This is a genomic window from Amycolatopsis sp. lyj-346, from assembly GCF_046548975.1.
Classification (GTDB): Bacteria; Actinomycetota; Actinomycetes; order Mycobacteriales; family Pseudonocardiaceae; genus Amycolatopsis.
Map to the genome: position 1 here is coordinate 676,492 of NZ_JAJPWT010000002.1, position 20,424 is coordinate 696,915.

19 protein-coding genes are annotated in these 20,424 nt (G+C 72.3%); 4 read left to right on the forward strand and 15 right to left on the reverse strand.

From position 1 onward, the window contains the following. Positions 1-47: 47 nt before the first annotated feature. Positions 48-1,070, forward strand: a complete 1,023-nt coding sequence (locus ACLJQE_RS09460) for a helix-turn-helix domain-containing protein (protein WP_410638760.1) — start codon at positions 48-50, stop codon at positions 1,068-1,070. A gap of 427 nt (positions 1,071-1,497) precedes the next feature. Here ACLJQE_RS09460 and ACLJQE_RS09465 read toward each other — a convergent pair whose 3' ends face one another. Both ACLJQE_RS09465 and ACLJQE_RS09470 read right to left on the reverse strand, forming a co-directional pair. After that, positions 1,498-2,466: a TIGR01777 family oxidoreductase gene (locus ACLJQE_RS09465; RefSeq protein ID WP_410638761.1), complete on the reverse strand. Its 969-nt coding sequence runs from the start codon at positions 2,464-2,466 to the stop codon at positions 1,498-1,500. A gap of 207 nt (positions 2,467-2,673) precedes the next feature. Further along, complete coding sequence (locus ACLJQE_RS09470; RefSeq protein WP_410638762.1) at positions 2,674-3,453, reverse strand: prepilin peptidase; 780 nt, start codon at positions 3,451-3,453, stop codon at positions 2,674-2,676. Positions 3,454-3,654: 201 nt separating this feature from the next. Here ACLJQE_RS09470 and ACLJQE_RS09475 point away from each other — a divergent pair, with 201 nt between their 5' ends. After that, positions 3,655-4,530, forward strand: a complete 876-nt coding sequence (locus tag ACLJQE_RS09475; protein ID WP_410638763.1) for a universal stress protein — start codon at positions 3,655-3,657, stop codon at positions 4,528-4,530. 78 nt (positions 4,531-4,608) lie between these two features. Continuing rightward, positions 4,609-5,022 carry a hypothetical protein gene (locus ACLJQE_RS09480; protein ID WP_410638764.1) on the forward strand — a complete coding sequence of 138 codons (414 nt, stop codon included), beginning with the start codon at positions 4,609-4,611 and terminating at the stop codon, positions 5,020-5,022. 64 nt (positions 5,023-5,086) lie between these two features. On the opposite strand, the gene ACLJQE_RS09485 is transcribed toward ACLJQE_RS09480, so the two are convergent. Beyond that, complete coding sequence (locus ACLJQE_RS09485; RefSeq protein WP_410638765.1) at positions 5,087-5,446, reverse strand: STAS domain-containing protein; 360 nt, start codon at positions 5,444-5,446, stop codon at positions 5,087-5,089. Between the two features lie 123 nt (positions 5,447-5,569). Here ACLJQE_RS09485 and ACLJQE_RS09490 point away from each other — a divergent pair, with 123 nt between their 5' ends. After that, positions 5,570-5,791, forward strand: a complete 222-nt coding sequence (locus ACLJQE_RS09490; protein WP_410638766.1) for a hypothetical protein — start codon at positions 5,570-5,572, stop codon at positions 5,789-5,791. A 62-nt stretch (positions 5,792-5,853) separates the two neighbouring features. Here the strand turns inward: ACLJQE_RS09490 and ACLJQE_RS09495 are convergent, their stop codons facing one another. From ACLJQE_RS09495 to ACLJQE_RS09550, 12 genes are all read right to left on the reverse strand, one after another. Further along, the gene (locus ACLJQE_RS09495) at positions 5,854-8,745 is read right to left on the reverse strand and encodes a beta-galactosidase (RefSeq protein ID WP_410638767.1); all 2,892 of its coding nucleotides are present in this window, start codon (positions 8,743-8,745) and stop codon (positions 5,854-5,856) included. Between the two features lie 45 nt (positions 8,746-8,790). Then, complete coding sequence (locus tag ACLJQE_RS09500) at positions 8,791-9,777, reverse strand: arabinan endo-1,5-alpha-L-arabinosidase (RefSeq protein ID WP_410638768.1); 987 nt, start codon at positions 9,775-9,777, stop codon at positions 8,791-8,793. Positions 9,778-9,911: 134 nt separating this feature from the next. Further along, on the reverse strand, positions 9,912-10,934 hold the full coding sequence (locus ACLJQE_RS09505) for a pectinesterase family protein (RefSeq protein ID WP_410638769.1): 1,023 nt from the start codon (positions 10,932-10,934) through the stop codon (positions 9,912-9,914). Positions 10,935-10,999: 65 nt separating this feature from the next. Continuing rightward, positions 11,000-11,770 (reverse strand): pectate lyase, encoded by a 771-nt coding sequence (locus ACLJQE_RS09510; RefSeq protein WP_410639168.1) that lies wholly within the window; start codon positions 11,768-11,770, stop codon positions 11,000-11,002. Positions 11,771-12,006: 236 nt separating this feature from the next. Then, on the reverse strand, positions 12,007-13,254 hold the full coding sequence (locus ACLJQE_RS09515) for a polysaccharide lyase family 1 protein (protein WP_410638770.1): 1,248 nt from the start codon (positions 13,252-13,254) through the stop codon (positions 12,007-12,009). Between the two features lie 160 nt (positions 13,255-13,414). Continuing rightward, positions 13,415-14,347 (reverse strand): PmoA family protein, encoded by a 933-nt coding sequence (locus tag ACLJQE_RS09520; RefSeq protein WP_410638771.1) that lies wholly within the window; start codon positions 14,345-14,347, stop codon positions 13,415-13,417. Continuing rightward, positions 14,344-15,576 carry a Gfo/Idh/MocA family protein gene (locus ACLJQE_RS09525; protein WP_410638772.1) on the reverse strand — a complete coding sequence of 411 codons (1,233 nt, stop codon included), beginning with the start codon at positions 15,574-15,576 and terminating at the stop codon, positions 14,344-14,346. Before ACLJQE_RS09525 ends, ACLJQE_RS09520 begins: the two co-directional genes overlap by 4 nt. Before the next feature lie 12 nt (positions 15,577-15,588). Then, positions 15,589-16,713 (reverse strand): Gfo/Idh/MocA family protein, encoded by a 1,125-nt coding sequence (locus ACLJQE_RS09530; RefSeq protein WP_410638773.1) that lies wholly within the window; start codon positions 16,711-16,713, stop codon positions 15,589-15,591. Beyond that, positions 16,710-17,282, reverse strand: a complete 573-nt coding sequence (locus tag ACLJQE_RS09535; protein WP_410638774.1) for a hypothetical protein — start codon at positions 17,280-17,282, stop codon at positions 16,710-16,712. The genes ACLJQE_RS09530 and ACLJQE_RS09535 overlap by 4 nt, the downstream gene beginning before the upstream one ends. A 4-nt stretch (positions 17,283-17,286) precedes the next feature. Continuing rightward, positions 17,287-18,132 (reverse strand): carbohydrate ABC transporter permease, encoded by an 846-nt coding sequence (locus ACLJQE_RS09540; protein WP_364575323.1) that lies wholly within the window; start codon positions 18,130-18,132, stop codon positions 17,287-17,289. After that, positions 18,129-19,115, reverse strand: a complete 987-nt coding sequence (locus ACLJQE_RS09545) for a carbohydrate ABC transporter permease (protein WP_410638775.1) — start codon at positions 19,113-19,115, stop codon at positions 18,129-18,131. The genes ACLJQE_RS09540 and ACLJQE_RS09545 overlap by 4 nt, the downstream gene beginning before the upstream one ends. 3 nt (positions 19,116-19,118) lie before the next feature. After that, positions 19,119-20,399 carry an extracellular solute-binding protein gene (locus ACLJQE_RS09550; RefSeq protein ID WP_410638776.1) on the reverse strand — a complete coding sequence of 427 codons (1,281 nt, stop codon included), beginning with the start codon at positions 20,397-20,399 and terminating at the stop codon, positions 19,119-19,121. Positions 20,400-20,424: the final 25 nt, after the last annotated feature.

Consider the following 20,424-nt stretch of genomic DNA (forward strand, 5'->3'; position numbering starts at 1 on the left):
GGCGGCGCCGCTCGCCATCCGGTGGCGGGCACGCCTATCGTGGCGGGATGAAGGGGCTGCTGCTGCGGCTGTCCGGGCTCGACGCCGACGCCGAGAACGCCGTGCGGGTGATCGGGTTCTTCGACCGCCTGATCGCCGGCCGAGCCGGGCTGGACGCGCTGGTGCGCAGCACCGCCGACCTGGCCGGCTGCCCCGTCGGGGTGCACGCTCCCGGTCAGGGACTTTCGTTGCGCGCTTCGCCCGGCGAGGGCGTCGTCACCCCGGGCGCAGCGCCTGCGGGAGCGGCCACACGGGCGCTCGAAGGCGGCGTGGCCGTGTGGGTGGCCCGGACGGGCCCGCCCGCCCCGCTCGACGACATGCTGCTCGAGCGGTACGCGATCGCCGCCGCGATCCTGCTGGAGCACTCCGGTGTGCCGCGGCCCGAACTCGGGGATCCGGCGCTGGTCGAGCTGGTGCTGTCCGAGAACACCGGCACCGCCGAGCGGTCCCGGGCCCTGCACCTGCTCGGCTTCGGCCCGGCGACGCGGCTGCGCGTGCTCGCGGGCACGGGCGTCGACGCGCTCGACGGCCGTTCGGCGCGGCTGGGCGGGGTGCGGGCCGTCCTGCTCACGGGCGAGGTGGCTTCGCTGCCGGACGGCGCCCGCGCGGGCGTCGGCCCGGACGGGCCGGCCATCGAGGTCGCCCGTTCCTGGGCGGCCGCCCGGACGGCCCTGCGGTTCACCTCGGCGGCCGAGCCGGTGGTCTGGTGGGAACGGCTGGGCGGGCTGGCCGCGATCGCGGGCAAGCTGGCGCCGTCGGAACTCGCGGAGCTGCCCGACGTCCGGGCGCTCGACCACCTGGCGGCCGAACCCCACGGCACGGACACGCTGGCGGCCCTGGACGCACTGTGCGCCACGGGCTCGGCCCGCAAGGCGGCCGCGGCCCTGCACCGCCACCACAGCACGATGCCGGCCCGGCTGGCCCGCGCGGAGTCGGTGCTGGGCTTCGAGGTCGACTCGCCATCGGGCCGCTTCCGCCTCCACCTGGCCCTCCTCCTGCGGCGGCTGCGGGACAACGCCGACCCGGGCTGACCGTCCTCAGTGGACTCGCGCGGCGCGGTCCGCGGCCTCGGGCCTCGGGTCGGGTTCGCGTGCCTGGCCGGTCGGTTGGTGTGGTCCCGGGGGTCGGCTCGCGTGCCCGGAGGGTCGGCTTGCGTACCTGGAGGGTCGGCTTGCGTGCCCGAGGGTCGGCTTGCGTACCTGGAGGGTCGGTTCGCGCAACCCGATCTTCCCCGGCACGCGAGCCGCCCCCGGGCGCCCCAGCCGACCGGTCACGTGCACAAGCCGACCACCCCAGTACGCGAACCGACCGGCCAGGCACGCGAACCGACCACCCGAGTACGCGAGCCGACCGGCCAGGTGCGCATGCCGACCGTCCGGGACGCGTGTCGCCGGAATGCGACACCACCCGGCCCCGGAGTTCCGCAGCCGCGAAAAGTGCCGGAGCCGGGCGTTGGGGTCAGGCGGCCGTTGTCAGGGGGTGCCGTGATCGTCGCACCAAGTTCTCGGCTGCGGGCGGCCACTCCGGGTACCTGAACTCGAAGCCCGCTTCCTTCAACTTGCCCGGGACCACGCGGCGGCTCTTCAGCAGCAGCTCCGTGTCGCTGCGGAGCACGAACGCGCCGATCTCCGCCATCCACTTCGTTGCCGGGAGGCCCCAAGGTACCCCCGCCGCCGTGCGCAGGGTGCGGAGGAAGTCGCGGTAGGGCAACGGCTCCGGGGCCGCCAGGTTGACCGGTCCGCTCAGCCCGTCGTGCTCGATGAGGAAGCCGAGCGCGCGGATCAGGTCCTCCTCGTGGATCCAGGACATGTACTGGCCGCCGCCCGCTACCGGGCCGGCCAGGCCGAGGCGGGTCAGGCGCAGGAGCGCGGCCAGCGCGCCGCCGGGTTCCGGGCTCATCACCATCGCCGTGCGCAGCGCCACCTTGCGCGTGTGCGGCGTTTCCGCCACGCGCTGCTCGCGCTCCCACGCCTTGGCGATGTCGACGCTGAACGACCAGTACGCCGGCACGTCCGGCTCGTCGCCACCGAGGATCCCGGTGGTTTCGTCGTTCGGGGCGGCGTACGTGTGCGCGTAGATCGTCGCCGTGCTCATCTGCAGCCACACCCGCGGCGGCCGGGCCGCGCGGGCGATCGCGCCGCCGACCACCCGGGCCGAGTCGACGCGGGAGTTCAGCATCTCGCGCAGGTTCGCCCGGGTGTACCGGCAGTTCACCGACCGGCCGGCCAGGTTGAGCACGACGTCGCTGCCGTCGATCTCCGCCGTCCACGGGCCCGGGCCGCGGCCGTCCCAGCGGACGTGGCGCACGCCCGGCTCCGGCCGCGCCTCCCGCCGGGTCAGCACCACGACCTCGTGCCCCTGCCCGGCCAGCGTGCGGCTCAGCACCCGTCCCAAGTGCCCGGTGCCGCCCGGAATCACGATCTTCATCGAACCCCCTTCACGATCCGCCCCCGTGCCACCGTACCGCAAGAATTGAACGCGTTCAAATGTCCCGAATGGGCTGCCCGGACACGGGGACGGGTGCGCCGTCCGGGACGCCGCCGGCCAGGGCGTGGGTGGCCTTTGTGGACGGTGACCCGGTGCCCGGGAGCCCGCCAGGTGTCGGTGCTGAGCTGGTCCGGAACCGGTGACGGCTCAGGCCAGACCGGTCAGCCGCTGGTAGGCCTGGCCGAGCGGACCGGCCGCGAAGATCGCCACCAGGGCCGCGGCGATCATGAACGGCCCGAACGGCAGCGCCGTCTTGCGGCCGCCCTTCCCGGCCGCCAGCACGACGACCCCGGCCACCGCGCCGAGCAGGAACCCGCCGAACGCCCCGATCAGCAGCGCCGGCCAGGACAGGGAGGCGAGGACCCCGCCGAGGATCCCCGCGAGCCGGACGTCGCCGAAGCCCATGCCCGCCGGGTACGCCAGCGCGAGGAGGAGGTAGAACCCGAACAGTGCGGCACCGCCGATCCCGGCGCGGGCGAGCGACCACCAGTCGCCGCGCCACCAGGCCGACGCCGTGAGCAGGACCAGCAGGACCGGGTACGACGGCAGCACGATCGCGTTCGGCAGGCGGCGGCAGTCGAGGTCGATCACGGCCAGCGCGATCCCGATCGCGCCGAAGTACAGGAACGCGGGCAGGTCCGGCGGGTCGAGCCGCACGGCCAGCAGCGCGAACAGCGCCGCGGTGCCGAGCTCGACCAGCGGGTACCGGACGCTGATCCGGGCGCCGCAGCCCGCGCACCGGCCGCGCAGGACGAGCCAGCCGAAGACCGGGACGTTGTGCCGGGCGCGGATGCCCTGCCCGCAGCCCGGGCAGCGCGACGGCGGGCGGACCACCGACTCACCGCGTGGCACCCGGTGGATCACGACGTTGAGGAACGACCCCACGAGCAGGCCGAGCACCGCCGCCGCCACGACCAGCGCCGCCATCGGGCTCCTTCGGGATCGGGGGCGAACGCCGCAGATCTTGCCCGACACGGGTCCCGCCCGCGACCGCACACTCCGCCATGCGTGATTGGCGGGTCGACACGCGTGATTGGCGGGTCGACACGGCATCCGGCTCGGGTGCGGCGTGTCGTCCGTTGCCGTACGGGGTCCCGGCCGCGGGCGGGCGGGCCTACAGTCTTGAGGATGACCGCCGCCGGATCGCCGATCGTCGCCGGGGTGGACGGGTCGGCCGAGTCGCTCGACGCCGTCCGCTGGGCCGCGCGGACCGCGCGCCTGCGGGAGGCGCCGCTGGAGATCGTGCACGCCCTCGACGTCCCGGCCCTGCTCGCCGGCGGGGTCGTCCCGCCACCCGAAGAGATGGTGGACGCCTTGCGCGCCCGGGGGCGCCGTGCGCTGCGGACGGCGCAGGAACTCGCCGCCGCGCAGGGGGTTCCCGACGCGGCGACCCGGCTCGACCCGGACCGCGCGGCCCAGGCGCTGATCGGGGCGTCGCGGTCCGCCGCGCTGCTCGTCGTCGGGGCGGCCGGGCACGGCAGGCTCACCAGCCTGCTGGCGGGGTCGGTCGCCGCGGCCGTCGGCACCCACGCGCGCTGCGACACCGTCGTCGTCCGCGGGGACAGCTGGGACGAGCCCGGCGCCTCCGCGCGGCCGGTCGTCACCGGTGTCGACGGCAGCGAAGCCGGCGCCCGGGTACTGGCGACCGCACTGGCCGAAGCCCGCACCCGCGGCGCACCGCTGCTCGTGCTGCACGCGTGGGCGGACAGCCCGCCGCCGCACCGGGACCCGCGGTGCGTCACCGAGGCGGGGCGGCGGCTGCTCGGCGAGCGGGTCCTCGCCCACGACACCGGGGACGTCGAGGTCGAGCAGGTCGTCGTCCACGCGCACCCGCGGAAGGAACTCGTCGAACGCAGCGGCACGGCTCAGCTGGTCGTGCTCGGTGACCGCGGCCGCGGCGGCTTCCCCGGGCTGCTGCTCGGCTCGACCGGGCAGGCCCTCCTGCACCACGCCGCCTGCCCCGTCCACCTGGTCCGCACCACCGCGGAGAACACCTCTGCGTAAACACCGCCGCGTAAAAGGGGAAGCGGAACGGAAGCGGCACCGGGCAGGATGACGAGCGAAGCGAGTGGGAGGAAGAAGATGAAGACTGCGGTAAAGGCCGGGCTGGTCGCGCTGGTGGCCGGCGCGACGGTGCTGGTGGCCCCGGCACAGGCGGCCACGATCATCCAGCGGACGGCCATCTGCCGGGCGGCCGACTACAGCGGCGCGTTCACGCTCCGGTACGAGACCGTCGGGGGCTACCACCGCATCATCGGCGGGTACACCACGTCGGGGCCGTACATCGGCGACGCCACGGGCAAGGTCGCCCTGCGCATTTCGTACCGCAGCGGGTCGACGACGACCACGGTGTACTCCCAGACGTCGGCCACGACCGGGAGCACCACGTTCACGACGCCGACGACCACCGCGGTGCCGACCGTCTACGGGGGCACGGCGGCGGCGACGTTCGACAACGGCACGGTGTCCTGCACCGCGACGGTGCCGATCAGCTAGCCGCGGGCCGAGGGCCTCGGCCGCGTGGGGGCGGTCGAGGCCCAGGCGCCGAAGCGCGCCCGGGTCACCGGGCGAGGAGCTGCTCCTGGCGGCCTTCCAGCCGGAACAGCGGGGCGACCGCGGCCAGGTCCAGCGCGCGCCGGACCACGGCGGAGGGCTTCAGCACCAGGTCGATCCCCGCGTCGGCGCAGCGGGCCCGCAGCCGGCCCAGAGATGCCACGCCCGTCACGCCGCAGAACCCGACGCCCAGCAGGTCGAGCACCAGCCGCCGCGGTGCCGCCGCGACCGCGCGGTCGAGTTCCTCGTCGAGGCGTGGCCGCGTCGCCATGTCGATTTCGCCGGTGACCGTGACGCGCAGCGTTCCCGGCCGGGGCTCCGCGGTCGTCGCGGTCAGCAGCAGCGCGGACAGGTCCAGGGCGCTCATCGAGGTGCTCCTTCCACGGTCAACGACAGGTGATCGTTTGCTACCCCGCCACCGCCGTCACCAAACCGCCCTTTCGCTCGGTGCCGTCGGCTGAAACGCTCGGACCGACCGTGAGGAGCGACGATGCCCGGACTTCTGCTGCGTGACGGCCGTCCCTGGAGAACCCGGCGGCCCGGCGGGCCCGCGCCGGCCGACCGGATCGCCGACGAACGCGTCCACCGCACCGACGTCTACTCCGGCACCGGGCTCACCGGGGCCGAGGTCGTCCGCGACACCGCCGCGCGGCTGGCCGGGCGGATCACCGTCGTGGTGGTCGACGCGGAGACCCGGCCCACGCCGTGGTGACGCGGCCTCCGCGCGACCTGGTCGTCAAGGCGGGCCACCTCGTCGCCCGGACCGACGCCCTCTCACGGCCGCCACGGCGGTGAGGACACCGGCCGGACCGGCACGCCGCCCCGTGCCGTGCCCAGGTCGGTGAGCGCGACCTGCTCCAGCCCGTTGCCCGGGCCGCCGTCGCTGGTCACCGCCAGGGCGAGGGTGTTGCGACCGTGCGGGTCGAGGATCCCGGTGGGCAGCACGAACGTGTGCTGCGGCCCGACGTCCCCGATGTACTGGCCGACGTTCCAGCCGTTGAGGAACACCAGCACGCGGTAGCGGCCGCCCGACCGCGGCTTCGCCGGGTCGCCGATCGTCAGGCCCACCGACGTGTCCTGGTTCCGGGGGACCCGCAGCGAGAACGTCGTGCGGTACCACGTCGTCCCGGGGGCGGCCCCGGCCGCGGGCACCGCCGACGGCGCCCAGGCGCGGTCGGGGAAGCCGGGCAGGTGCCGGCCGGCCCGTTCGCCGGCGAGCCCGCCGCTGTTCAGCGGGCCGCGCACCGGATCGGCCGTGCCGCCCTGGAGCTTCCACGCCACCCCGGTCAGGGACGTGGAGATGAGTCCCCGGCCTTCCTTGTGCGCGTCGTTGACGCCGCCGTCCTGGTTGTGGCCGTTGTTGCGGACCATCACCGACAGCACGTGCGGGCCGTCGCCGCGCAGCCCTTCCGGCACGGCGAACTCCGCGGTGCCGGTCGTCGGCGGCGCGGCCAGCGCGGACGGCAGGACGTGCTGGCCGAGGTACTGCCCGTCCAGCCACGCCTGGACCATCCCGGCGCCCCCGCCGCCGTAGCGGAGGCTGACCCGCTCCCCCGGTGTCCCGGTGAACCGGCCGCGGTACCAGACGTCGCCGACGCCGAAGCCGTAGTCGTCCGCGGTCAGCACCGGCTGCCCGGCCGGCGGCGGGGTGGTGCTGTTGGTCGTGGTCCGGTCCGCGGACGGCCACGACGAATCGTCGTACCCCGCTTCGGCCTCCGGGGAGCCCGGCGCCGAGCGCCAGCCGGTCAGCTCCGGCAGGCGCGGGTCGGCGGGTCCGGGCAGCGGCCGGAGGGCGAGCAGGCTGCCCGACGCCGTGGGCCGCACCGGCACCGGAGTCCCGTTCCACCACAGCAGCGGACCGCGGGCGCCCCACACCTCGAGGTCCCTCGGCGCCTTCGTGTCGCCGGTCAGCGCGAGCCCGGCCTTGGCCGTGCGCACCAGATCCGGCCCGCGCACGAGCAGGCCACCGACCGGCCAGAACGTGTCCGCGGTGGGGTCGTCGGCGAGCAGCAGCGTGACGGGCGGGCGGCCACCGCCGCTGATCCGGACCCGCGCGAGCCCGTCGTGGCGGTAGGCCAGGCGCAGGTCGTTGCCGGACCAGGTGGTCGTGACGGTCCCTTCGAGGACGTCCACGCGCGGCTGCGTCGCGTACCGCAGCACCGTCTCGCCGTCCTCGCCCGGCCGCCCGTGCAGCAGCACGGTCCCGGCGGCCTCGGCCATCAGCTCCGACGTCGAGTAGACGAGGTGCTGGCCCGCGACGTCGAAGTTCGCGACCAGGTACTTGGCGTCCTGGCCGTTCAGCCGGAGCGGCACGGTGTACTCACCGTCCGGTGTGGACAGCGGGAAGGTGAAGGTGTCGTCCGTCGTCGCGTTCGACGGCGAGTGCACCGGGAGGTAGAAGTGCACGCCGGTGTCCGGGTTGACGTTGTGGTAGACCTTCACCGCCGCCGAAGACGGCGTCACGGGGGCCCCGCGATCCATTTTGGCCAGGTCGGGGACGGTGGCCAGGAAGGACCCGAGCTGCTTCATCGTCAGCGCCTTCGGCCGCAGCTGACGTCCTTCGTCGATCGCGGCGCCGTAGTCGTAGGAGCTGTAGACCACCGGCGCCGGGAGCCCGCCCCACGACGTGCCGCCGAAGGTCATGTAGAAGTTCTGGATGGTCAGGCCGTTCGCCAGGTTGGTGCCGTAGAAGACGCGCTCGTAGCCCGGGCCCTGGCGCACCGCGGTGCACGGGTAGGTGCCGTTGCTGCCCCAGTAGTCGAACCAGCCGCCGCCGAACTCGGCGACGAACCCCGGCGTGTTCGGCGACGCGCTGGCGCCGCCCTTCGCCCCGCCCGGTCCGTAGGTCCCCCAGTCCGGCGCCACGTTCGGGTTGCCCGGTGTCGCGTCGGTCCGGCAGGTGCCGCCGGGGTAGCCGTCGAAGGCGTAGAGGTCGACCTTGCCCGGGACGGTGCCGGGCACGCCGGAGTCCGGTGGCACCCAGATGCCGTTGCGGCCCTTGTCGTTGTGGAAGATCGGAACGGTGATCCCGTCGGCCCGCGCCTTGTCGTAGAGGTGCGCGATGTAGTTGCGCTGCGCGGTGCCGGTGGCGGCCAGCTCGTTTTCGATCTGGTAGAGGATCACCGGGCCGCGGCCGTCGGTGTACTGGTGGCGGGCGATGATCCGGTCGATCTGCGTCAGCCACTCGTCGGCCGCGGCGAGGTAGTCCGGCGCGTCGCTGCGCGCCCGGCCGGCCTGGGTGGTCAGCCACGCCGGGAACCCGCCGCCGGTGACCTCGGCGTTGATGTACGGGCCGGGCCGGGCGATGACGTGGAGCCCGGCTTCGGCGGCGAGGTCGAGCACGCGGTCCATGTCCCGCACGCCGGTGAAGTCGTACACCCCGGGCGCGGGCGAATGGTAGTTCCAGTCGAAGTAGATCGAGACCGCCGTGTAGCCGGTGGCCTTCATCTTCTGCAGCACGTCCCGCCACAGGTCCGGGCTCGGCAGCCGGAACGGGTGGAACTCGCCGGACCAGACGACCTCGCGGCGGCCGTCCAGCATGAGCGAGTACTTGTCGAACGTGACCTGGTGTTTCACCGGCGCCGGACCGGCGGCGGCGAAGGCGGGCGCGGCACACAGCCCCGCCGTGACGAGCAGGGCGGCGAACAGAGAAAGGAACCGGCGCATGGATCGTCTTTCCGATCGGCGGGGTATGGGTTGTCTTGTCCGGCGTCAGTACACGTACGGCCAGCCTGCGCTGTCGTAGCCGACGAGGTTGATGCCGAGCTTGCCCGTCAGCGGGGTCGCGTCCGAGTAGTAGTAGTGGTAGACGAGCACGTCGGCGTCCGAGTCGTGGAGCACGGCCACGTGGCCGGGGCCGTGGACCGCGCCGTGGCTCGCCAGGATCTGCGTGCCGCCGCCGGCGGTCATCCGGACACCGTTGCGGTCGGTGTACGGGCCGGTGATCGACGTCGAACGGCCGACCATCACGCGGTAGTTGCTCTTGGTGCCCTGGCAGCAGAGGTCCCACGAGACGAAGAGGTAGTAGTAGCCGCCGCGCTGGATGATGAAGGGCGCTTCCGCGGCCGACGTGCTGCCCGTGCGCTGGGCGATGCTCCGCAGCGCGGTGTCGGTCGTGCTGCGCTTGCCGGTGGCCGGGTCGAGCCGGATCATCTTGATCCCGGTCCACCACGAGCCGAAGCTCAGCCACCAGCGGCCGGCGGAGTCGACGAACAGGTTCGGGTCGATCGCGTTGTAGTCGTTGCTCGTGCTCGTCTGCACGACGATGCCGTGGTTCGTCCAGCTGCCCGGCAGGCCGGTCGTGCTGGTGGCGAGGAAGATCGCCGAGTTGCGGGAGCCCAGCGACGAAGCGGAGTAGTACAGGTAGTACTTGCCGTTGTGGAACGAGATGTCCGGCGCCCACAGGTATTCCGGCTTGGCGGGGTCGGTGAAGGGCGCCGTCCACGGCGCGCCGTTCGGCCAGACCGAGCCGATCTTCGTGAAGTGGACGCGGTCGGTCGACCGGCGGATCTGCAGGTACTGGTCGGTCGAGTAGAGCAGGTAGCTGCCGTCCGCCGCGCGGATCATCGCCGGGTCGTGCACCGCCCCGATGTCGCCGGTCACGTAACCGGGCTCGGGGTAGGTCGCGGCTTGGGCGGCGGGCGCGCTCAGCAGGGCGGCGGCGACGGCGATGAGGGCCGGGAGACGGCGCAGGCGCATGGGGGTCCTCGGTTCGGCGCTGATCCTGGACGTTGTTAACGCTAACAACGTATGCCGGGCAAATGGTCGACGGTCGCGCGCGGGGCGTCAAGGGGCCGGACGGAGGTTCTTCCCCGGCCGGCCCCTTGACGTGGTCAGCGGACGGGGTTCCACCCGTCGCCGCCCGCGAGGTACTTCTGCGCGGTGTAGTTCGCGGCCTGCGCGGCAGGCAGCTGTGGCCGGTTGGTGCCGGTCCCCGCGCCCGGGCCGGTGTTGCGGTACTCGAAGAACCGCGCGTCCTTCCACGAGAAGCCCGACATGTCGGTCCACGGCGCCGGCTTGATCGCCGCCGGCAGGGACGTCTCGCGGATCAGGACCTGGGCGATGGCGTCGACGTCCCCGCCCGGGTGCCACGGACGGCCCAGGTGGAAGCTCGCGTTGGCGGCCGAGCTGAGCACGCGGCTGCCGACGATGAGGAAGCCGTACGGGTTCGACCGCCGGGTGCTGGCCGCGGTCAGGTAGCCGTTGTTGCTGCTCGAGCCGCGGTCGAGCAGCGTGATCGTCGCCCGGTCGAACACGGCCGTCGCGCGGCCGAAGAGGAAGTCGACGTCGCCGCTGATCGCGCAGTTGCGGTAGTACTGGCGCCCGGTCGCGCCGACGGCCGCGGTGTCGGCGTACAGGGTGTCCTGGTGCCCGAGGAAGGTGACGTTGTCGAACACCATCCGGTCACCGGTGGTCTTGACCGCGACCGCCTGGGTGGCGGTGATCTCCGGGTGCGCCTTGCGGTCGAAGGAGTTGCGGAAGGTCAGCGCGGTGGCGGTGAAGCCGTTCGCGGCGATCGTCGCGGTGGCGCTGCCCGTGGTGCCGTACGTCGAGCCGTCGGGTTTCTTCGTCCCGCTGGCGTTGTCGTAGTCGACGACGACATCGGCGGCCTTCCCGGTGGTCCCGCGCATGGTGAGCCCGGTCTTGCTCGCCGGCACCGAAATGACTTCCCGGTAGGTCCCGGGTTTGATCGAGATCGTGCCACCCGCCGAGACCGCGTTGATCCCGGCCTGCACGGTGGTGTAGTTGCCGGATCCGTCCTTGGCCACGACGACGTTCGCCGCCACCGCACCGGCGGGCGGGGCGGCGAACGACGCCCCGGCGAGCACCGACGCGACGAGCAGGGTCTTGAGCATGACGCCTCCACGGTGGAACGCGCCGGGGGCATCGGACGGCGGCCGCCGCCCCCGGCGCGGGTCGGTTACTTGTAGGTGATGTTGGCCGCGGTGTAGAGGCAGTTCGTCGAGTCCGGGCCACTGCCGATCAGCGTCGGCTCGCCGCTGGTCACGCCCTTGTACTTCTGGCAGGGCACGAGCTTGCGGCTGGAGTCGCCGACGATGGTGATCCGCGTCAGCTTGGCCGTGTCGCCGTAGTTGGTGTTGATGCCGACCAGCGACTTGCCGGGCACGGTGGCCGTGACGTTGTCCACGACGACGTTGCGCTTGTGCTGCGTCTTGCAGTTGCCGCAGGAGCGGTACAGCTTGCCGAAGTCGTTGACCTGGAAGTTGCGGATGTACATCGTGCCGGGGCCGTTGTGCTGGAACACCTTGTCCGAGGCCTTGCGCGCGCCGCCACCGTCGATGGTCATCGTCTGGGAGGCGGAGGTGCCCTTGAAGGTCGCGGCGTCCTCGCCGACGTCCTCCCACCAGACGTTGAGCAGCGTGCAGGTGCCGAGGCAGTGCACGCCGTCGGCGGCGGGGCTGCCCAGGACGACGTTCTTCAGCGTGGTGCCGTTGGCCAGCTGGAAGAGCGGGCCCTGGCCCTCGTCCTGGCCGCCGCTGCCGAGGTCGCCGGTGCCGTAGAACCGCTTGAGCCCGCCGTCGTAGGTGCCGCTGGTGACCTTGATCGTCGTCGGCACCGGCACGCTGGTGCCCGGGTTCGGCCACGCGGCGGCCGACGCGGTGGCACCGGTGCCGACCGCCGCCGAGACGACGAGCGCGGCGACCGCCGCCACCCGGATGATCCGGGCCATGGTTGGGGGAATCATTCGTCACTCCCTGGTCTTGTGCTTCAATCGGCGCTGATGGAAAACGTCCGACCGGGTTGTGAAAGCGCTTTCTCGCCACCGAGTTTCGGGTTACGGGCCGCAGTGTGTCAATGTCGTTCGCCGCACCGCCACGCATGTCGCCCGGATGGTCGCCGACGGCGGTGTGTTTTCAGAAAACACTGCCAGAAAACACCGCCAGAAACGCGAAACTGTCGAAGGTCTCAGCGGCCGGGCCCGGCACCGGCCAGTACCAGCGCCGGAACGGCCCACGTGGGGTCGAGGCGCTCGACGAGGCCCGGCGTCCAGCCGACGTCCGCCCCGAGGTCCGGGTCGTTGGCCGCGTTGTACTCGGCCAGCAGGTCGACCGCGCGCGGCCACTGGTTGCCCACGGCCACCAGCGTCCCGGTCGCGTGCAGCACGGTTCCCTTCCAGTAGTGCACCAGCCGGCCCAACGGCAGTGCGGCCGGGATCCGGAAGAAGTTGTTCTCCGCGTAGATCCGGGACTCCACACCGACGCCGAGGGAATACGTGTAGGCGGCCGGGTCCTTGACCAGGTAGAGGTTGTCGTACAGGTGCACTTGGCCGTACCGCACCCGCGGCGCCCGCTGGCCGATTTCGGAGAACAGGTTGTGGTGCAGGGTGACCCGCAGCTTGCCGACGTCGTGGGTGGGCTTGTCGGTGTTGCCGATCAGCATGGTCTTGTCGTGGTCGTGCAGCCGGTTGTACGACACCGTGACCAGGTCCGAACCGTTCACGATGTCGAACAGCCCGTCGTGGACCTCGTACTTCCTGCCGAAGTACGAAGGCTGCTGGTCGTTCCCGCCGTCGCTGAACTCGTTGTGGTCCACCCAGACGTGCGTCGCGCCGACCAGGTCGAGGTTGTCGTACTCGGAGTTCCAGTTCCCGTCGGCGGTGTCGAGGGGATCCCACTGCGGGAAGCAGTCGTGGGCGTCGGAGAAGTGCAGGTTCCGCAGGATCACGTTGTCCCCGGTGACCCGCAGGGTCAGCCCGTGCAGTGTGGCGCGGCCACCGAGCCCGACGATCGTCGTGTTCGGGCCGACGTCGAGCACGACCTGCTTCGCCTGGTTGGCCTGCGACCGCTCACGGGCTTCCTCCAGCGGCCCCGACGGCCGCACTCTCCCCCACGTCGCCGGATCGTACGCCGCCAGGTAGGCCGGCAGGCTGTACGCGGGGTCGGCGAAACTTTCGCAGCTCACCGGCCGGTCCGCGGCATCCACGTTGCCCTCGACGGTGCCGCGGACGTAGACGATCTTCGGCGCACCCGGGTTCGCCGCGAGCGCGGCCGCCAGCTCGGACCGCTTGGTCACCGTGCGGATGTCGCCGGGGGCGGCCGCCGCGCCGCCGGTGGTCCCGGTGGTCGCCGCGGCCCAGCCGTCGTGCGCGCCGAGCACGACGCGGCCGGGATCGCGGCCGTGCGCCTGGGCCGGTGCCGCGGTGAGTGTTACCAATCCGGCCAAAAGCAGGCCGACCCCCGCGCGGCAGGTAACCGTTGCGACGAAAGCTTTCGGCCGTGACTGTGGCCGGGTTGGTAACGATCGGCACAGTAGTCCGAGCAGGGCGAAACATCCCGCGAAAGCCTTCCAGCGCATGTCGGCTCCTCTAGTCGGTTTACGGTCTCCTGAGCACCCGCTCCGCGTGCCGGGCGAGCCCGGCGGCGTCCGGGGCGCCGTCGATGACGACGACGTAGTGGGTCAGGGTCAGCTCCTCGCCCGGTTCCAGCAGCCACGGCCGGTGGTAGGTCGCGGCGAAGCTGACGACGGGGAACGGCTCGGCGCGGACGTACCAGGCCGTCGGGTGGGCCGCGTTCTCCGGGCTGTCGGCGAACAGCAGCGTCGAGGTCCGCAGGCTTTCGTCGTGCCGACCGGTGAAGGCGAGCCAGGGCGCCCGGTGCCCCATCGCGTCGGCCGCGGCCTTCCCGTCCGAGGTCCGGACCGTGCCGCCGACGAAGGACCGCGGCCCGCGCCAGAACAGCCCGCCGTAGCCCGCGGTGTCCCGCCCTTCGGTGACCGGGCTCCCCCAGCGCAGCTCGTGGCCGCTGGTGTTGCGCAGCCGGCTGGACCAGGTGAGCGTCCAGTGCCCGCCCTCGGGTGAGACGTCGCCGAAGTGCAGCGTGCGGTGTTCGGTGAGCCAGCGGCGGCCGGCCGCGGTGCGCCAGGCCAGCTCGTGCCGCAGTTCGCAGTGCCCGCCGGCGTCGTCGATGCGCTCCCAGCGGACGTGGCCGATGGTGCCGTTGTTGTCGAGCGGGGTGTAGCCGCGGCCGCGCACGTAGGTGCGGCCGCCCCAGAAGTTCTCGCCCGAGAGGTGGGCCATGGTGAACTGCAGGCCGTTGTGCCAGGTGTGGTCGTGCGGCCGGACCGCGGTCACGATCTCCCCCGCGGTGGTGCGCAGCGGGTGCAGGTACGGCTTCGGCGAGTCCCCGGCCGGTGTCGGCGGCTCGACGACGTACTCGGCCAGCACGACGTCGCCGAGGCGCACGCACACCCGGCCGTCGGCCTCTTCGGTCGCCACCGGCGTGCTGTCCCCCACCGCGGCCCGGCTCACGCCGGTTCCCCGATCTCTTCCAGCAGCTCTTCGACCGGCACGGGCCTGCCGGTTTCCAGCGACCGGTTCGCGGCCAGCCCGGTGAGCAGCGCCTGCAGGCCGGCGTCGTGGTCGGCCGCGCAGCCGAGCGCGTCCGGTTCGGCGTCGCCGAGCAGTTCGGCGAGCATCCGCTCGTCCCCGCCGCCGTGCCCGTCGCCGAGGAGCCCGTCGAACACGGCTTCCGGCGGTTCCCAGTGCCGTTGCACGGTCAGCCGGGCCCGCGCCCGCTTCGGCACCGGCTCGGCGCCGGACGCGTACTCGTTCTCCCGGACGTCCAGCTCCAGCCGGCCTTCGCTGCCGGAGAACGCGACGCGGTAGCCCTCCCGCGGCGAATACGCGTGCAGGTGGTAGTTCAGCACCGCCCCGCCGTGGTGGCGCACGAGCACCGACAGGTCGTCTTCGATGGTGACGCCGGGCGCGAACACGTCCTGGTTCCGGACGTACCCGTCTTCCCGCTCGGCGTCGCGGTAGAGCGCGCGCAGCTGGGGTGAGGCTTCGAGGTCCAGCGCGAACCGGTCGACGGCGCTGCGGTGCCGGTGACCGTTCTCGTCGCCGTAGAAGAACAGCCGCCCCAGCGCGAACACCGTCTCGGGGCCGCTGCCGAGCCACCAGTTGACCAGGTCGAAGTGGTGGCCGGACTTGTGCACGAGCAACCCGCCGGAGTTCGCCTTGTCCCGGTGCCAGCGGCGGAAGTAGTCGGCGCCGTGCGCGGTGTCGAGCAGCCAGCTGAACTCGACCGAGCCGATCTCCCCGATCGCGCCGCCGGCCAGCAGTTCCCGCACCCGGCGGTGCACCGGGTTGTACCGGTAGTTGAAGGCGACCCGCACCGAGCGGCCCGTCTCGCGCCGGGCCGCCAGGATCCGCCGCGCGCCCTCGACGTCGGTGGTCATCGGCTTTTCCGTGACGACGTCGCAGCCGGCCTCCAGCGCGGCGACGACGTAGCCGGCGTGCGTGTGGTCCGGGGTGCACACGACGACGACGTCGATGCGTTCCTTCGCCAGCATGGCGGTGAAGTCCGCCGGCCGGTAGCACGGGATTTCCGTGCCGAGCCAGTCGTTGTGGACCCGCATGCGGGTTTCGTTGTGGTCGCAGAAGGCCGCGAGCTCCGACCGCGGCGACGCGGCCAGTGCCCGGGCGAACAGCTGGGCCCGGGAGCCCAGGCCGACGATCGCGTGGCGACGCACCGCCATCACCTCTCTCGTTCAGGCGCGTGACGCGGCGCCGGTCCAGGGCAGGGCGAGTTCGGAGAAGAGCGCGAGCCGCTCGGCCGCGGTGTCGACGTCGCGATCGACACCCGGCACGACGAAGTGCCGGTCGGGCCCGGTGCCCACGGCCTGGACCCATTCGGCGGGCAGGGGCAGCGGTTCCGGCGCGTCGCGGACCGCCTCCACCAGCGCGGTGAACGCGCGGGTGGCGGCCAGCGGAGCCAGCAGCGGCTCGCCGTCGCGCAGGTGCGCGACGAGGTTGGCCAGCAGGTCCCGGGGCGGCCCGACCGGCGTTTTCGCGTCGCCCACGAGCACGACGTCGGTCTTGTAGTGCCAGCGGATCCGGCCTTCCGTGCCGTGGACCAGCACGTACGGGTCGTGGTCGGCCTCGGCGTCGAGCGTGGCCGCGACGACGACGTCCGGTGCCCCGGCGAAGCTGAGCCGCGCGCAGGCGGTGTCGTCGGACTCGATGTCCCGGGCCCGGTACAGCTCGACGGCCGTCCGCTCCGGCAGGACGTCGGCGGTGCCGTTGACCAGCAGGGCGGTCGCGACGGCGTGGGCGAACGGGTTGGTCAGCGCCCCGTCCACCACCGGCTGCCCGCCGACGCGGCGGCGGCCCGCCCACTCGGCGCGCGCGAAGTACCGGTCCCGCCGGATCCACGCCCCGGCGGCGGCGATCCCGGTGACCGCGCCGATCCGGCCGGCCTCGATCGCGGCCCGCACCACCGGGACCGCGGCGGACCCGAAGCTCTGGAAGCCGGTCTGGCAGGCGCGGCCGCGGGCCAGCTCCGCCAGTTCGCCGAAGGCCGCGAGGTCGAGCACCGGCGGCTTCTCGACGAGCAGGTGGCAGCCGGCGGTGAGCGCGAGTTTCGCCAGCGGCAGGTGCGTGTGCGGCGGGGTTGCCACCACGGCGATGTCCGGGGTCGTGCGGGCGAGCAGTTCGGCCGCGTCCCGGGTGATCACCGCGCCTTCGGGGAGCAGGGCACGGGCTTCTTCGGAGGGTTCACGGATGTCGCAGGCGCCGACCAGAACCAGCTCGCCCCGGTCGTGCAGCGCGCGGGCCCGGCGCAGGTGCTGGCCCGCGTAGCCGGCCGTGCCGAAGACGACCACCTTCGGCGTCATCGGCGGCCACCGGTCGCGACCGCGGCCAGTGCGAGGGGCCCGGCCACCACGAGCGCCAGGATCGGCAGCATCCACACGAGCAGCACGGCCAGCCCGAGCGCGGCGGCCAGCAGCAGGCCCTTCGTGGGTGCGGCGGCGGTTTCCCGCGCCGCGGTCACGATCGCCCGGCCCCAGGCCAGGCCGCCCGTGGCCACCACCTCGCAGGTCCGCACGGCGACCACCGCACCCGCCACCGCCAGTCCCCACAACACCGCCCGCAGCGCGCCGGACCCCGGCATCGAGGCCACCACCTCCAGGTCCACCGCGACCAGCACCACCGCCGCGAGACACCCCAGCCCGAACGGCACGCCGCCGCGGGCCGCCTCGCGGAAGTCGGCCCAGAAAGTGGTCCACAGTGGACGTCCGAGGTCGTTCCGGGCCCGGTCGAGGACCCGGCAGCCCGCCACGAGCGCCGGTGCCGCGGTCACCACCGGCACCGACGCGAGCGCGACGAGCAGCCCGGCCAGCAGGCAGTCCGAGAACTCCTCCAGCCCGGCGCGCCAGGTCGTCCGCACGGTTGCGCTGCGCATCAATTCACCCCTTCAGACCGCTGGTGCTGACGCCCTCGACCAGCAGGCGCTGGAAGGCGAGGAAGAACAGCACGATCGGGACCAGCGCGAGCGCGGACATCGCGAACATCGCGCCGAAGTTCGATTCACTGCTGGTGTCGACGAACAGCCTCAGCCCGAGCGGCACGGTGAACTTCTCCGTGTCGTTCAGGTACACCATCTGCGTGAAGAAGTCGTTCCACGTCCAGATGAACGTGAAGATCGACGTCGTGACCAGTGCCGGTTTCGACAGCGGGAGCACGACGTGCCAGAACGTGCGGTAGACCGAACAGCCGTCGATGATCGCCGCCTCGTCCAGCTCGCGCGGGATGCCCCGCATGAACTGGACGATGAGGAACACGAAGAACGCTTCGGTGGCCAGCAGCTTCGGCAGGATCAGCGGGACGAACGTGTTGACCAGGCCGGCCTGCTGGAAGATCACGTACTGCGGGATGAGCGTGACGTGGTAGGGCAGCATCAGCGTCGTGATCATGAACGCGAACAGCGCGCCGCGGAACCGGAACTTCAGCCGGGCGAAGGCGAACGCGGCCAGCGAGCACGACAGCACGTTCGCCGCCACCGACAGGCCGGCCACCAGGAAGGAGTTGAGGAAGAAGCGGCCGAACCCGACGCCCGCCGCGCCCTCCCAGCCCTTCGTGTAGCCGTCGAAGACGAACCGGGTGGGCAGCAGCGCCAGCCGCGAAAGGATCTCGTCCGGCGGCTTGACCGACGCGAACGCCAGCCACACCAGCGGGTACAGCACCACGGCGACGATGACCAGGCACAGCACGTGCCAGCCGAACGACCGCGCCGTGCGCGGCAGCACGGTCATTTCTTGCCCCCTGCGTTTTCCGCGTCGTCGTAGAACACCCACAGCTTCGCCGTCCGGAAGACGATGGCCGTCACGATCGCGATGACCACCAGCAGCACCCACGCCATCGCGGACGCGTAGCCCATCCGGAAGTCCTGGAAGCCGACCTCGAACAGGTAGAGCGTGTAGAACAGGTCCGCGTCGGCCGGGCCGCCGCGGCCGCCGCCGATGACGAACGCCGGCGTGAACGCCTGGAAGGCGTGGATCGCCTCCATCACCAGGTTGAAGAAGATCACCGGCGACAGCATGGGCAGCGTGATGTGCCGGAACCGGCGGAACGCACCCGCGCCGTCGATCGCCGCCGCCTCGTGCAGCTCCGCCGGGATCTGCTTGAGCCCGGCCAGGAAGATCACCATCGGCGCGCCGAACTGCCAGACGCCCAGCAGCACGATCGAGGCGAGGCTGAACTGCGGGTCGTCGACCCAGCTCGGCGTGTGCCAGCCGAAGAACGCCAGGATCTCGTTCACCGGGCCGCCGCCCATGAACAGCGCCCGCCACACCAGCGCCGCCGCGACGCTCGCGCCGAGCAGCGAAGGCGCGTAGAACGCCGCCCGGTAGAAGCCGTTGGCCCCGCGGCGGGTGTTGAGCAGCATCGCCACCAGCAGCGACACCCCCAGCTTCAGGGGCACCGAGACCAGCACGTAGATCAGCGTGACCTTCACCGACTGCAGGTAGCGGTCGTCGCCGGTGAACATGTGCTCGAAGTTGCCGAAGCCGACCCACTTCGGCGAGGTGAACATGTCGTAGTCGGTGAACGACAGGTACAGCGAGACCACCATCGGGCCGACGGTCAGCGCCACCGCACCGAGCAGCCACGGGGTGAGGAAGGCGAACGCCTCCGGCTGGCTCTTGCGGCGGCGCCCGGCCGGGGAGTCCCGGCGTCGGACACGCGTGTCCGACGCCGGGGGCGCGACCGGCGGGTCCGGCGTGCGCAGAGTCGTCATCGGCTACGACAGTCCCTTCTGGGCTTCGGTCATGAACCGGTTGACCGCGTCGTCGATGCTCATCCGGCCGAACGCGATTTCTTCGTACGTGCGCTGGAGGAGCTTCTGGATCGCGCCGGCACCCTTCGGCGGCACCGGTGGCGCGGCCCCGAGCTTCGGTTCGAGCGCGGCCTCGTAGTCGTAGAGGGTCTTGTCGTTGCCCTTCGCGCCGGCCGCCAGCTGCTCGCGGACCTTGAGGTTCGGGGCCAGGCCGCGGTCCGTGCCGACGATCTTGCCGACCTCGGGGTCGTTGACCAGGAAGTCGACGAGCTTCGCCGCCGCCTCCTGCTGCTGGCTGCGCGCGGACACGGCCAGGAACATCGACGGCCGCCGGTACTGCCCGGTGTCGCCGTTCGGGCCGCTCGGGTACGGCGCCACGTTCAGCGGCTTGCCGTTCGCCTTCTGGTACGCGGGCAGCAGGTTGTCGTAGGCGAACTCCGAGCTGGTCAGCTTCTTGCCCAGCGGGGACTGCTCGGGCGAGGTGTTGTAGGAGGCCGTGACGTCGGCGGGTGAAGCAGCCTTGGTGTCACGGAACTTGCTCGCCAGCTGCCAGTAGCGGCGCAGGTCGTCGGCGGCGAAGCCCAGCTTGCCCTCGGGCGTGTAGAACTGCTTGCCCTGCTGGCGCAGCCAGATCTCCAGCGACGTGTCGAGGATGCCGAAGTCGGTCACGCCGCGCGTCGAGCCGCCTGCCGCGCTGACCTTCTGGGCCGCCTCGGCGTACTGGTCCCAGGTCAGGCCCTTCGCCGGGTCGGCGCCGGCCGCCGTGAACACCGCGGGGTCGTAGATCATCGCCGGCGTGTTCTGCGCCCACGGCACGGCGAAGCGCTTGCCCTGGTAGACGCCGGTGGCCGCCAGCTCCGGGTTGATGTCGGCGAGCGAGATCGCCTTGCCCGGGCCGGAGTTCAGGTCGGCCAGGACGTTGCGGCCGCCGTATTCGGCCAGGTAGCGGCTGTCGACGTTGAGCACGTCCGGCGGCTTGCCCCCGGCCGTCTGCGTCGCCAGCTTCTCCCAGTAGGCCGCGTACGCCGAGAACGACGTCTGCACCTTGATGGCCGGGTTCTTCTGCTGGAAGAGCTCGACGGCCTTCTTCGTCAGGTTCGCCCGCCCTTCGCTACCCCACCAGACGAAATTGATGGTCACGTCGCCGTCGTTCCCGGAGTCCGAGCCGCAGGCGGCCACCCCGGTCAGCAGCAACGGGACCACCACGGCCAGCGCGGCCAGCCCGCGTCCCTTGGTTCTACGCACAGTTGTCCGCCCCATTGAACTCTCC